Source organism: Candidatus Burkholderia verschuerenii (assembly GCF_001189365.1).
GTDB classification, from domain to species: Bacteria; Pseudomonadota; Gammaproteobacteria; order Burkholderiales; family Burkholderiaceae; genus Caballeronia; species Caballeronia verschuerenii.
Genome location: NZ_LFJJ01000026.1, coordinates 25,843 through 39,848 on the forward strand (window position 1 = coordinate 25,843; position 14,006 = coordinate 39,848).

Here is a 14,006-nt window from a genome sequence, read left to right on the forward strand (position 1 = left end):
CTCGCCGCGCTGCGTTATGCATCGTGCGATGCATGCGCGACCGCTTCCGTGCAGGCCTTTCGCGAGCGATACGATGCGCATGGCGCGATGCGCAACTGCTGCTCGACGATGCGGATTCGTGCGCGTTCGTCGCCATCGAGTTGAACGATAGCCGCGCGCTGGCCGATATCGCGCGTCGTCTGCATCGCGTGTTTGCGGGGCCGCTGGTCGTGATCTTCCGCGCCGGCACGCATCTCTCGTTCGCGTTCGTGTTGCGCGCATCGCAACTCGATGACGATCCGCACGCGCTCGAAAAAGTCACGATGCTGCGCGACGTCGACATCGCTGATCCGCATATCGGGCATCTCGATGTCATCGCGTCGCTGGTGCGCAAAACGGGCGTGCCTTCGATCGACGTGGAACGCTTGAGCAAGCGCTTTTATCGCGATATCGCAAACTGGTATGGCTGGGCGCTCCAGCAATTCGACCTCGAACACGACGAAAAGCATCGCGCGACGGCGTTGATCCGTCTGCTCACGCGCATGGTGTTCTGCCGGTTCCTGAAGGAACAAGGTCTGCTGCCCGCGGGTCCTTTCCATGAACGCGAATGGCGCGAGTCGCTGGATTTGCCCTTCGAAACCAGCGAAGCAAGCGACTCGTTTCCCGACCACTTGTTCTTCGAGCCCGAGCGCGGCTTGCTGCGTATTCTTGACGCGTACAAGTTCACGCTGATCGAAAACACGCCGGTCGAGGAAGAGATGGCGCTCGATCCCGAACTGCTCGGCAAGGTCTTCGAAAACCTGCTCGCGTCATACAACAACGAGACGCGCATCACCGCGCGCAAGCAGACGGGCTCGTTCTATACGCCGCGTCCGATCGTCGACTACATGGCGGATGCATCGCTCAAGCTCTATCTCGCCGATGCGCTGAAGGCGTGCGGATCGAACGAGCGCGATATCGACGCTGGACTCGACACGCTGTTCGCTTATACGGAGCGCGTGCATCCATTCTCCGATCGCGAAGTCGCCGCGCTGCTGGACGCGATTCGACGCTGCCGGATTCTCGATCCCGCCTGCGGCTCCGGCGCGTTTCCGATGGGCGTATTGCACAAGCTCGTGCATGTGCTGCGCAAGCTCGATCCTCACGGCGACGATTACCATCACAAGCGTCATCTGATCGAAAACTGCCTGTACGGTGTCGATATTCAACCGCTCGCCATCCAGATCAGCAAGCTGCGCATGATGATTTCGCTGCTCGCCGACGATCGCGCGTTATCGGTTACCGACACGAAGTTCACCACGGCCAACGCGCTGATAGATTGCGATGAATCGTTCAAGGAAGGCTTCGATATCGTCATCGGCAATCCGCCGTACTACAAGGAAAACGACGACAAGCGCCGCTTCGACGGGCTGCGCGATTTGCCGTGCTATCAAGGCAAGATGGACGTGTGGTATCTGTTCGCCGATGCCGGGCTCGACATGCTGAAGCCGCGCGGCGTGCTGTCCTTCATCGCGACCAACAACTGGACCACCAACGCGGGCGCATCGAAACTGCTCAACCGGATACTGCGCGATGCGGCCATCGTCGACTTCGAGCATCACCGCATTTTCGAGGACGCGAGCATCCAGACGATGATCATGACGCTGCGCAAAGACGCATCCAGTGCGACATATCGCGCGACGGTGGCGAAGGCCGCGGACGACTTCACGAAGCAGGATATGTCGACGCTGAAGCGGTTTCATGTCGATATCGATCGCGTCGCGTCGATGGACAAGCCCTTGTCGTTCAATCCGGCCGAGCGGACGTCGATACTCGACTTGATCGCCGAGGCCGGCAACTTTAGATTGCTCAAGTCGGAGATCGCGCAAGGCATCGTGCCGAATCCGGATCGCGTGAATGCGCGCAACATCGAAACCATCGGCGCAAAAAACGCCAGGGCGCGCGGCATCGCGGTAGGCGACGGCGTGTTCGTGCTGAACGAACGCGAGTGCGCGTCGATCGATCGCGCGGAGCAGGGGCATCTCAAGCCGCTGTACGAGCCGGTGCATATCGGTCGATACGTTCTCAAGCCGACGAACCTCAAGATTATCTACGCGAAGAAGGGCGCATTCGATGCGACGCGCGCCGTCGATCGTCGCGCACCTGAACCTGTTCAAAGAGATCATGGAAAGCCGGCGCGAAAACCGCAGCGGACAACTTGCGGTTCATCATTTGCATTGGCCGCGTGACGAAGCGTTTTTTGCAGCAGGAGAAAAGATTCTTGCGCCGCGAAAATGCATTATGCCCGCGTTTTTATATGTCGAGGATGAAGCCTACGTCATGCTGTCGGTCAATGTGATCAGGACGCGGCGAATCGATATGCGATATTTATCCGTAATCCTAAATTCATCGGTCGTACGATACTGGCTGCGTCATCGCGGCAATATGCATGGCAGCAATTTTCAGATTGATGCCGCGCCTCTGCAGCAAATACCCATCGCAAGCGCGACGCAAAAACAGCGGGATGTCATCGCGAGTCTTCAGGAACAGTGTCGCGAAGCCACGCCGCTTATCGAAGCGTGCGTGATCGAATGCTACTTCGGTGCGCGCGACGTTTCTTTTATCGATGCGGCTGCAAAACATCTCGATGATCCGCAATCGCTTGACACGCCTTCATCCGATATCGTGCAACGGCTGACTCGCCTCGTCGAGCACGGCCCCGACTGGTCCGCGCTCGTCCGCGGCGACTGCTGACACTTGCGCCTTGACCTCGCGAATAAAGCGCGCGAGCGGCCCGTTGAATTCATCGTCGTGCTTCCACACGAACTCGACCGGATACTTGAGCGTCAACTCCGGATGCGTGACGAGCCGCGTCGCCGACGGATGGCTGTGCACGGACGTATCCGGCACGATCGAATAGCCGATGCCCGCCGCCACTAGGCCGAGGATGGTCATCGTGTCGCCGCCGAGTTGCACGATATTCGGCGAGAATCCGGCGAGCTGACATTGCCGAATCAGGAAGTCGTAATAGGGCGGCGCGGCATCGCGATCGAACCACACGCACGGCTTGTCGGCGAGATCCACGAGACGCTGCGGCACGTCGAACGCCGCATCCGCGCGATCCGGCACGGCGAGCCGCAGGCCGCAATTGAACACCGTCACCGCTTCGAAACGCGGATCGCGCAGATCGCGCCAGCCGAAGAAGCCGCCATCGAGCTTGCCTTCGATCAGCGCATCCATCTGCTTCACCGCGAGCAGCGGCTCGACATAGAGCGAGATATCCGGATGACTCTGCCGAAAGTTATTGATGTGCGCAAGAATCGTCGGATGCCATCCGTACGTCGGCGATACGCCGATGCGCAAGGTGCCCGCGCTGCCTTGCGCGACGCGCAGCGCACGTTGCCGCGCGGATTCCATATCGATCAGCAGACGCCGCGCATCGAGCGCGAACTGCGCGCCCGCCGCCGTCAGTTCGACGCCGCGCGCATTGCGTGAAAACAGCGCCGCGCCGAGTTCCTCTTCGAGATCGCGAATCTGCCGGCTCAATGCCGGCTGCACGATATGCAATTGACGCGCCGCCGCAGCCACACTCCCTGAATCCGCGACGGCGAGAAAGTACCGCAAATGCCTGAGATCCATGATTATTATCGTAATCATTGGCGAGAGGCAGTAGCGTCGCACGCCAAAATCCCCGCGAAAAGACGCACTTACCCGTGCTGCACTGCGCTATGCATCGAAGGTATAGGCCGTATTTTTGAACAGTATGCGGGCGTTTCGGGCGATCGGGCGTACTGTGGACGACATCAAAATTCCAGAGGATGTCCTTCATGCGACGACCCGATACCCAACTCGATGCCGCCACCGAGCGCAAGACTTTCGCCGCCGCGGCAGTCGGCAATCTGCTAGAGATCTACGATTTCATCGCTTACGGCATCTTCGCAGTTCCCATCTCCCGCACGTTCTTCGCGACTCACTCCGAGTTCATCTCACTGCTTCTGACCTTTCTGACCTTCGCGGTGGGCTTCGTCGCGCGGCCGTTCGGCGCGCTCGTGCTCGGGCGGTATGCGGATCGCGTCGGGCGGCGTCGCGCATTGAGCCTCACGCTCACGTTGATGGCCGCGAGCACGCTGGTGCTGGCGGTGTGTCCGTCGTATGCGTCGATCGGTATCGCCGCGCCGATCATCGTCACGTGCGGACGCTTGCTGCAAGGCTTTTCGGCGGGCGGGGAGATCGGCGGTTCGGTGGCGATGCTGGTCGAAAACGCGCCCGGCACGCGGCAGGGATTCGCATCGTCGTTCCAGCAGATGTCGCAAGGCGGCGGCGCATTGCTCGCCGGTCTGGTCGGTCTCGCGCTGACGAACCTCTTCAGCGACGTGCAGATCAGCGGCGGCGCATGGCGTATCGCCTTCGCGTTCGGCTTGCTGATCGGGCCGGTCGGCTGGTATATCCGCAGCTCGATTCCCGAGACGCGCGCCTTCGAGGAAGCGAAACGCGAAGCCGCGCCTCCGCTCTTGCCGACGCTTGTCGCGCATCGCTGGCAACTGCTTGGCGGCGTCGCGATCATGGTGTTCTGGACCATCGCCACTTACGTGTCGAACTACTTCACGACGTATTCGGTGCGCGAGCTGCATATGACGATGTTGCAAAGCTATCTCGGCCAGCTCGCCTACGGCATCACGATGGTCGTGATGTGCCCGATCATCGGCAAGCTGTCCGATCGTATCGGCGTGAGAAAGCCGATGCTGTTCGGCGCGCTGCTGACTGCCATAAGCGCGTATCCGCTGTTCTGGCTGCTCGCGCATCATCCGGGGCCGGGGCCCTTGATGATGGTTCAGGCATGCATCGGCTTGCTGCTGGCGTGCTATGCGGCGTGCGCATCGAGCGTGCTCGCGGATATCTTTCCGACGCGCTTTCGCGCGACCGGCGTCGGCTTCGCGTATGCGATCGGCGTCACGGTGTTCGGCGGCCTCACGCCGCTGGCGGTGACGAGTCTTATCGACCTGACCGGTGACAAGCTCGTGATCGGTTATTACCTGGCGGCCGCCGCTGTCATCAGCAGTATTGCGGTGGCGATCGCGACGCCGAAGCGCGAAGCGCGTGTCGAGCCGTCGGCGCAAGTGGCTGTCGAATAAATCCAACTCCAAGTGAACATGATGGACCGAATTCAATTGAACGACCCGCGCCTCGATGCGATCGAGCCCGAACTCATCCGCATTCGACGGCATCTGCATGCGCATCCCGAACTGCGCCACGAAGAGCGCGATACGTCCGCTTATGTCGCGAGCCTGCTGACGCAATGGGGCATCCATGTCGAGCGCGATATCGGCGGTTATGGGCTGGTCGGCGTGCTGCGTCGTGGTAACGGCACGCGCTCGATCGGCCTGCGCGCCGACATGGATGCCTTGCCGATGCAGGAACATAACCGCTTCGCGCATGCATCGCGCGTGGCGGGCCGCATGCATGCGTGCGGTCACGACGGCCATACCGCGATGCTGCTCGGGGCGGCACGTTATCTCGCGGAACACGGCGGCTTCGACGGCACGGTGAACTTCATTTTCCAGCCCGCCGAGGAAGGCGGCGCGGGCGCGCGTCTGATGATCGAAGACGGCCTGTTCGAACGCTGCCCGATGGATGCGGTGTTCGGCGCGCACAACTGGCCGGGCATCGCGGCGGGGCATGTCGCGCTGCGTCCGGGCGCGATCATGGCGTCGAGCAATACCTTCAGTCTGGAATTGACGGGCGTCGGCTCGCATGCCGCGCAACCGCATCGCAGTGTCGATCCAGTGCTGGCGGCGACCTCGGTAGTGCAGACGTGGCAGAGCATCGTGTCGCGCAATCTCGATCCGAAGGAAGCGGCGGTGCTGTCGGTTACCGAGATTCACGCGGGCAGCGCGGGCAACGTGATCCCCGGTCACGCGCGCTTGAGCGGCACGGTGCGCGCATTCAGCGACGACGTGCTCGATCTGATCGAGCGGCGCATGCGGGAGATCGCGCAGGGCATCGCGGAGGCGCACGGCGTGCGCGCGGAGTTTCGCTTCGATCGCGTCTATCCGGCGCTGATCAACGACGCGCGATCGACCGATTTCGCCGCGCGCGTGCTGAGCGATCTGATCGGCGATACGCGCGTCGATGCGCAAGTCGATCCGCAGATGCCGTCCGAGGATTTCGCGTTCTATATGAAGCACCGTCCGGGCTGCTATGTGTTTATCGGCAACGGCGACGGTTCGGAGTATGGCAACTGCGGCTGCGCGATTCCGCTGCATAACCCGAACTACGATTTCAACGATGCCGTGCTGAAAACGGGCGTGGCGTGGTGGGTATCGCTCGCGCGGGAATGGCTGGCGGCCGGTGCGACAGTCGCGCGTCATGCGGAAGAAATGCACGTCTTATAATCATCAGACGAATAAATTTCAGTGTACCAAAAAGAAAAAAGCGTCGTGCGGGAGGAGTGCCGCACGACGCCTGAAATGCTCATCCGCCGGGGTGTGGAAGAGCTTCGTTACGGGAATAATCATAACGCTGTGGGCGCAATTCAATTCGTCGGAAAGGGGTGGTTTTCCCCCGGATTTCAAGCAATTGAACCTCGCCGCGCGCACGCCGAATGACATCGAAACGCCATAAACTTACGGTCTGGTTTCGATAAAAAATACATAGACATGCGAAGCAATTGGCTTGTCTCGTCGCCTTGACAGATGCATGCGGCCTTCCTACGATCAATCGACACGATCCAAAGGAGACGCGATGCATCACGACGACCCACGCGGGCCCATGCGCCGACGCGTTCTCGTAGCATTGGGCGCGAGCGCGCTCGGCGCAGCTTACGACATGACGTTGTTCGCCGCCGGCCACGACACCGCGACACTCGAAACCGTGGCGACGTTCGGCGACGACTTCAGGCTGGTGGGCATCGGTGTATCGAAGCAAGGGCGCGTATTCGCGACCGCGCCTGCATCGGCGAAGCGCTCGCGTTACAGCATGGTCGAAGTCGATCCCGCGACCGGCGCGATGACGCCGTTCCCCGACGAAAGCTGGAACGTCTTCAAGCCCGACGAGGACGGCACGCATCAATGGATATCGGTGCAGGCGCTGTGGGTCGACGAGCGCGATCATCTGTGGGCGCTCGATTCGTCGCTGACATCGGTGGATCAGGGCAAGCAGCCGCCCAAGCTGATCGAGTTCGATCTCGCGACGAAGCAGATTGTGCGTCAGATCGAATACGGCAAGGTGGTGACGCCGAAGGATTCGCTGAACGATATCCGCATAGATCTGAAACACGGCTATGCATATCTGAGCAATGCGGGCAATCAGGGCGGCATTGCGGTCACCGATCTGAAGACCAACGAATCGCGTCTGCTGCTCGCGGGCGACCGCTCCAGCGTGTCCGATCCGCAGCAGCATCTGATGTTCGGCGATCGCATTGCGCGCAAAGGTGATGGCAGCGTGCTCGTGCTGCAGACCGACGGCATCGCGATATCGCCTGATCGGCAATGGGTCTATTCGCGGCCGCTGACGGATCATCATTACTGGCGCGTGCCGACGGCGGCGTTGATCGATGCCTCGCTATCGCCGGAGGCGCTGTCGAAGCGCGTGCAATCGCTCGGCGATGGCGCGTTGACCGGCGGCCTGATCATGAGCCCGGCGGGCGTGCTGTACGGCGGCGATCTGGAGAATCGCACGGTGGTGGCGTTCGATGTGATCGAGCACGACGGCACGCCGTGGCTCAGGCAAAAGACTTTCATTGGCAGGCATCCGCAATTGTCGTGGGCGGATGGCTTTGCGATCTCGCAAGGGTATCTGTATATCGCGGATTCGCATCTGCATGAGTTGAACAATTTCTCGAACGGTTATCCGCGAAAAAGGCGTTTCGCGATCTTTCGCGCGCGGCTGCCGAAGCAACCCGCCGGACAATTCGCCGGATGAAATAACGACGGAATCCTAATCAATAATCGACCACCTCGGGCAGCCACGCATCCCGCATAATTTCGACCGACGTGCACGAATCGCGCCTTGCTGCTAGATTACCGTTCAGCCGATTTGCCGAACGAATTTGCCGAACGAGAGAGAGGTCATGGCCGACAGACCCGATTCCTCCGCTTCCCCCGCATCGCCATTGCGTTCGCTGGTCCTGATCGCCGTGATCGTGGCCGTGCTGGTGCTGGCCTTCGCCTATACGGCGGGCTGGCTCACGCCCGGACGTCTCACGCCGTCGAAGATCGTGGGCAGCCTCGCGCCGCCAGGCGGACCCGCGCTCGGCTTCCGCCGCAATCACGCGAAGGGTATCTGCTTTACGGGCAGCTTCGAATCGACGGGCGCCGCCGCATCTTTGTCCAGGGCGGCGATCTTCGCGCCGGGCTCGTATCCGGTGACGGGACGCTTCAATCTGGCCACCGCCGACCCCAAGGCCTCCGATGCGATGGCCCGCGTGCGCGGCATCGGCCTGCGCGTCGTCGCGCCCGACGGCAGCGAATGGCGCTCCGCGATGATCGACGCGCCGTTCTTCCCCGTCGCGACCGTCAAGGGCTTCTACGACCTGCAACGCGCGCTCGCCGACAAGAGCAATCCCGACGCGATGAAAAACTTCGCCGCCGCACATCCGGAGATCGGCGCGTTCGGCAAGTGGGCCGGCAGCGCGCCGTTCACGGGTTCGTATGCGGAGGAGCAGTACAACAGCCTCAACAGCTTCGTGTTCACCAATGCGTAGGGACAGGATCAGGTCGTGCGCTGGTCCTTCGTGCCGGCGGAGCATCCCGAGCATCTTTCGGCTGATCAATTGAAGCAGCGCGGCCCGAATTTCCTCGACGGCGAAATCACCCAGCGCGTGCAGACCGCGCCGCAACGCTGGTCGATGATCGTCACGCTCGCCAATCCCGGCGATCCGACCGCCGATCCGAGCAAGGCGTGGCCGGACGATCGTCGTACGGTGGTCGCGGGGACGCTGGTCGTGAAGGCGATCGAACCGGAGCCGGACGGTCGTCCGTGCCGCGATCTCAACTTCGATCCCACCGTGCTGCCCGCCGGCATGCACGTCTCCGACGATCCGTTTCCGGCGGCGCGATCGGCGGCGTATTCGGTGTCGTTCAACCGTCGCACGGCCGAGGACAAGGATTATCCGCATACCGAATCGCAAGGAGCCAAGCCATGAGCCGCTTCATGAGCGCGACCCACGCGCGATTCTCGCCCTTGCAGCGCGCGCTGCACTGGATCATGGCGGTCTGCATTCTGGCGATGCTGTTTATCGGCGTCGGCATGGTGTCCACCGTCAAGCCGACTTATCTCACGCTGGTGTCCATTCACAAGCCGCTCGGCATCGTTGTTCTGGTGCTCGGTTTGATACGCTTCGTCGTGCGGCTCGTGCGCGGCTCGCCGCCGTTGCCCGCCGACATGCCCGCGCCGATGAAGCTCGCGGCCTATCTGTCGCATCTGGCGTTTTATGCGCTGATGATCGCGTTGCCGATCATCGGTTACGCGATGCTGGCGGCGGCGGATTATCCGGTGATCGTGTTCGGCGTGCAGCTGCCGTCGCTGCTTCCGCATAGCAATAGCCTGCATTCGATGCTGTGGAACGCGCATCGCTTCCTCGCGCTGTGCTTCTTCGCGCTGATCGTCGTGCATCTGGCGGCGGCGCTGTTCCATGCGTTGATCCGTCGCGACGGCGTATTCGAAGCGATGGCATGGCGGCGGCGATGACGTCCCACGTAATGGACGCGTAGCGCGTCCGGCGCGACGATGGCCTCACCTCAACGAGAAGGAGCGCCATCATGACCGCCTACGCCATCGGCCATTTGCAGGACGTCGATTTCTGCGACGATATCGTCTAATACCTTGAGCGTATCGACGCGACGCTCGCGCCGTTCGGCGGACGCTTCGTCGTTCATGGCGCGACGGCGGAAGTCGTCGAAGGCGACTGGCGCGGCGATCTCGTCGTCATCGCGTTCGACGATATGACTCAAGCGCGCGGCTGGTATGACTCGGCGGCATACCGGCGCATTCTTCCATTGCGCGCGCAGCGCGGTGTTGCTGATCGAAGGCGTCGACGCGACGCACCGCGCCACCGATATTCTTCACGCCATGCGCGAACCAACCTTTAAGGTATCGAAGTAGTCGGAAACGGTCTTGGACGGGCGCGCGGCGCGGTTCTAGCATGGGTTCAACAGGAGGAACCCATGTCAGCAGAACCCGTGCAGATTCAGGCCGTCGAGACCATCCTCGTCGATGTTCCGACGATACGCCCGCACCGCCTCTCCGTCGCGACGATGCGCGGCCAATGCCTCGTGCTGGTGCGCGTGCGCTGCAGCGACGGTATCGAAGGGATCGGCGAAGGCACGACCATCGGCGGGCTCGCTTACGGCGAAGAAAGCCCCGAGAGCATCAAGGTCAACATCGATACGTATTTCGCGCCGCTCGTCGTCGGCATGGACGCGACGCGTCCCGGCGCGATCATGGCGAAGTTGCGCGCGCATCTGCAAGGCAACCGCTTTGCGAAATGCGCGCTGGAAACCGCGCTGTTCGATGCGCAGGCGCGTCGCCTGAACGTGCCGCTGTCGGAATTGTTCGGCGGCCGTCTGACCGATTCCGTCGATGTCGCGTGGACGCTCGCCAGCGGCGACACCGGCCGCGATATCGACGAAGCCGAGCAGATGCTCGCGATGAAACGGCATCGCATTTTCAAGCTCAAGATCGGCGTGCGCGGTGGCCGATGACGTCGCGCATGTGGCCGCCATCAAAAAAGCGCTGGGCGAACGAGGCGAAGTGCGCGTCGACGTCAATCAGGCGTGGAGCGAAACGGACACGCTGTGGGCCGCGCCGCGACTGGCCGATGCCGGCGTGAATCTGATCGAGCAGCCGATCGATGCGAACAATCGTGCCGGCCTCAAACGTCTGACGGAACGCTCGCATGTGCCAATCATGGCCGACGAAGCGCTGCACGGCCCCGCCGATGCCTTTGCGCTCGCCACATTGCGCGCCGCCGATGTCTTCGCGGTGAAGATCGCGCAGTCGGGCGGATTGACGGGCGCGGCGCATGTGGCCGCGATCGCGCGCGCCGCCGATATCGCGCTCTACGGCGGCACGATGCTCGAAGGCGCGATCGGCACCATTGCATCGGCGCAAGTCTTCAGCACCTTCGGAGAGATGGAGTGGGGCACCGAGTTGTTCAGGCCGCTGTTGCTCACCGAGGAAATTCTCACCGAACCCCTTATTTACAGAGACTTCGCGCTGCAGCTGCCGCAGGGCGCGGGTCTCGGCATCGCGCTCGACTGGGCATGCGTGGAGCGCTTGCGGCGCGATTCGAAGCGAGGCGCGAGCGTCGCGATGAGTTAGAGCATCAACGGACACCCCACATCATTCGATATAAAGGAGACAGGCATGAACCACGATACGATCGACGCGCTGCTGCAGAAAATCAACGACAGCGCCACAAGCGAAGGCAACCCGCGCACCAAGGCGATCGTGAATCGCATTGTCCGCGATCTGTTTTATACGATCGAAGATCTCGACGTCACGCCAGAACGAGTTCTGGAGCGCGCTCAACTATCTGACAGAAACCGGCCAGCGCGGCGAATACGGTCTGCTCGCGGCAGGCCTAGGCTTCGAGCATTTTCTCGATGTGCGGCTCGACGAAGCGGAAAAGCAGGCGGGACTCGACGGCGGCACGCCGCGCACCATCGAAGGTCCGCTGTATGTGGCTGGCGCGCCGGAAGCGCAAGGTCATGCGCGTATCGACGATGGCAAGGATCCCGGTCAGACGCTGGTGATGCGCGGCACGGTGTACGCGGAAGACGGCGCGCCGCTACCGAATGCGCTGGTGAAAGTTTGGTATACTAATCATCTGGGTAATTACTCGCACTTCGACAAGTCACAGCCCGCCTTCAATCTGCGCGGCTCGATTCGCACCGATGCTGATGGACGTTACAGCTTTCGAAGCGTCGTGCCGGTCGGCTACAGCGTGACGCCCGGCGGCATGACGGAGAAGCTGCTCGATCAACTCGGACGTCATGGTCATCGGCCCGCGCATATTCACTTCTTCGTGTCGGCGCAGGGGCATCGCAAGCTGACGACGCAGATCAATATCGACGGCGATCCGTATCTGTGGGACGACTTCGCCTTTGCGACACGTGAAGGTCTCGTGCCGGAACTGAAGAAGGCCGAAGGCGCGGAAGGCAAACCTTACGGCATCACCGCCAACTCGCGACGTTGAAGGCCGACGAGAAGGCGATGTCGCAGCAATTGCAGCGCGATGGCATCTGGCGGCACTTGTGGCGCATCGCGGGGCGTTACGCGAACATCAGCGTGTTCGATGTCGACAGTCCCGCGCATCTGCGCGACGTATTGAGCCGCTTGCCGCTGTTTCCGTACATGCAGATCGACGTGAAAGCGCTGTGCCGGCATGCATCGTCGATTCGCGAGGACGATCGCTGATCAGTGCGCGGTGCGCGCGGGCCGTTGCCGGAACACGACCATGCACACCGCGATAAACACCACCAGCGCGATCGACGCGCCGTAGCGGCTCATCGCCAGCCCGCCGTTCGCGACGGGCTTGTCGAGGAAATCGCCGACCACCGCGCCGAGCGGACGCGTCAGGATGAAGGCGCACCAGAACAACACCGTGCGCGAGATATGCGTCGCGTAGTAGACGATGACGAGCAACAGCAGCGCGCCGCCGAAGATCAACGCGGCGCCGGTATAACCGAGGCCGGCGGTATCGGCGGTCCAGTCGCCGAGCGCGGTGCCGAGCGTCTGCGAGAACATGATCGTCACCCAGTAGAACATCTCCGCTTTCGGCGACGAAATGGTCGACACCGACACGCTGCCCATTACGCGATGCCACACGAACAGCGACACGAGCAGCAGTGCGAACAGGATCGAACTGCCGCCCGCATAGCCGATGCCGAGCGACCGGTCGGCGAAGTCCGCGAGCGTCGTGCCGACGGTCGTCGTCGCGATGATGGTGATCCAGTAGAGCCACGCATGAAAGCGCTCCGCCCTGATCTGCGCGATCACGGCGACGATGAAGATCGTCGCGAAGATCAGCGTGCCGACGAGGTAGCCCAGGCTCATCGACATCGTGACCGCGTCGCCGCCGGTTTCGCCCAGCGTGGTCGCCGCGATCTTGATGATCCAGAACACCAGCGTGACTTCGGGGACTTTGGCCAGCGCGTGATCGACCTTATCTTTCCGCTCCATGATGCCTCTCGCTTCAATCTCGAGACTCAAGCGTACGGGGCGCTTCCTTAAGAGAGGCTTAGAGTCATTCTCATTTCCGTGCGAACATGATCCGGCGCGCGAAACGGACACGCGTCACGTCGACAAGGAGACACGACATGCCTCGCACCATCGCCGAAAAGCGCGCGGCGTTCCGCGCCATGCACGAATCGGGTTGTTTCATGCTGCCAAATCCCTGGGATATCGGCAGCGCGCGCTATCTGGAGACGCTCGGTTTCAAGGCGCTCGCCACGACGAGTTCGGGTTTCGCGTGGTCGCACGGGCGTGCCGATAACCATGTGACGCGCGATGCCGTGCTCGCGCATCTGCGCGAGATCGTCGCGGCCACGGACTTGCCGGTGAACGCGGATTTCGAAAGCGGCTTCGGCGCGACTCCCGACGAAGTGGCGCACAGCGTGAAGCTGGCGGTGGAGACGGGCGTCGCGGCGTTGTCGATCGAAGATTCCACCGGCGATGCGTCCGCGCCGCTCTTTCCCGTCGATGTCGCGGTCGAGCGCATGAAAGCGGCGCGCCGCGCGATCGATGCAAACGGCGGCGATACCTTGCTCGTCGGCCGGGCGGAAAATTTCTTCGCGGGCACGCCCGATCTCGACGATGCGATCGCGCGACTCAAGGCCTATGCCGATGCCGGCGCGGATTGTCTGTACGCGCCGGGGATCAAGACGCGCGAGCAGATCGAAGCGGTGGTGAAGGCGGTTGCGCCGAAGCCGGTGAATCTGCTGATCGGCGGGGTGTCGGAATGGACGCTCGCCGATGTCGCGGCGTTGGGGGTAAGGCGCGTGAGTGTCGGCGGTGGGTTGGCGCGGGCGGCTTGGGGCGGGTTTTTG

General features: G+C 62.1%; 10 protein-coding genes and 4 pseudogenes. 12 read left to right on the top strand and 2 right to left on the bottom strand.

Translation table 11 applies throughout. The features are described 5' to 3' along the window. The first annotated feature begins 32 nt into the window (after positions 1-32). Positions 33-2,207 carry an HsdM family class I SAM-dependent methyltransferase gene (locus BVER_RS07810; RefSeq protein ID WP_083452081.1) on the top strand — a complete coding sequence of 725 codons (2,175 nt, stop codon included), beginning with the start codon at positions 33-35 and terminating at the stop codon, positions 2,205-2,207. Beyond that, positions 2,143-2,712 carry a hypothetical protein gene (locus BVER_RS07815; RefSeq protein WP_157055963.1) on the top strand — a complete coding sequence of 190 codons (570 nt, stop codon included), beginning with the start codon at positions 2,143-2,145 and terminating at the stop codon, positions 2,710-2,712. The genes BVER_RS07810 and BVER_RS07815 overlap by 65 nt, the downstream gene beginning before the upstream one ends. On the opposite strand, the gene BVER_RS07820 is transcribed toward BVER_RS07815, so the two are convergent. After that, positions 2,632-3,597 (bottom strand): LysR family transcriptional regulator, encoded by a 966-nt coding sequence (locus BVER_RS07820; RefSeq protein WP_083452082.1) that lies wholly within the window; start codon positions 3,595-3,597, stop codon positions 2,632-2,634. The two genes, BVER_RS07815 and BVER_RS07820, sit on opposite strands and share 81 nt — an antisense overlap. A 188-nt stretch (positions 3,598-3,785) precedes the next feature. Between BVER_RS07820 and BVER_RS07825 the strand changes: the two genes are divergently transcribed. From BVER_RS07825 to BVER_RS07870, 9 genes and pseudogenes are all read left to right on the top strand, one after another. Next, a complete protein-coding gene (locus BVER_RS07825) occupies positions 3,786-5,090 on the top strand; it encodes an MFS transporter (protein WP_050452818.1) in 1,305 nt (434 codons plus the stop codon). 30 nt (positions 5,091-5,120) lie between these two features. Further along, a complete protein-coding gene (locus BVER_RS07830) occupies positions 5,121-6,350 on the top strand; it encodes a M20 aminoacylase family protein (RefSeq protein ID WP_050452819.1) in 1,230 nt (409 codons plus the stop codon). A gap of 376 nt (positions 6,351-6,726) precedes the next feature. Continuing rightward, entirely contained in the window at positions 6,727-7,878 is a 1,152-nt protein-coding gene (locus BVER_RS07840) for an L-dopachrome tautomerase-related protein (RefSeq protein ID WP_198155192.1), read from the top strand. A 148-nt stretch (positions 7,879-8,026) separates the two neighbouring features. Then, positions 8,027-9,100 (top strand): annotated as a pseudogene (locus BVER_RS07845) (catalase family peroxidase). Between the two features lie 8 nt (positions 9,101-9,108). Then, the gene (locus BVER_RS07850) at positions 9,109-9,645 is read left to right on the top strand and encodes a cytochrome b (RefSeq protein WP_050452820.1); all 537 of its coding nucleotides are present in this window, start codon (positions 9,109-9,111) and stop codon (positions 9,643-9,645) included. Positions 9,646-9,716: 71 nt separating this feature from the next. Further along, positions 9,717-10,059: pseudogene (locus BVER_RS29950) on the top strand (DUF1330 domain-containing protein). Positions 10,060-10,121: 62 nt separating this feature from the next. Then, positions 10,122-11,277: pseudogene (locus tag BVER_RS07860) on the top strand (muconate/chloromuconate family cycloisomerase). A 45-nt stretch (positions 11,278-11,322) separates the two neighbouring features. Then, a pseudogene (gene catA / locus BVER_RS07865) lies at positions 11,323-12,133 on the top strand (catechol 1,2-dioxygenase); the annotation flags it as partial. Between the two features lie 17 nt (positions 12,134-12,150). Then, positions 12,151-12,375 (top strand): muconolactone Delta-isomerase family protein, encoded by a 225-nt coding sequence (locus BVER_RS07870; protein WP_050452813.1) that lies wholly within the window; start codon positions 12,151-12,153, stop codon positions 12,373-12,375. Here BVER_RS07870 and BVER_RS07875 read toward each other — a convergent pair whose 3' ends face one another. Beyond that, positions 12,376-13,140, bottom strand: coding sequence for a COG4705 family protein (locus BVER_RS07875; protein WP_050452814.1), 765 nt, complete (start codon positions 13,138-13,140; stop codon positions 12,376-12,378). 137 nt (positions 13,141-13,277) lie between these two features. Here BVER_RS07875 and BVER_RS07880 point away from each other — a divergent pair. After that, positions 13,278-14,006: isocitrate lyase/PEP mutase family protein (locus BVER_RS07880; RefSeq protein ID WP_050452815.1), on the top strand; the 729-nt coding region annotated here is incomplete at its 3' end.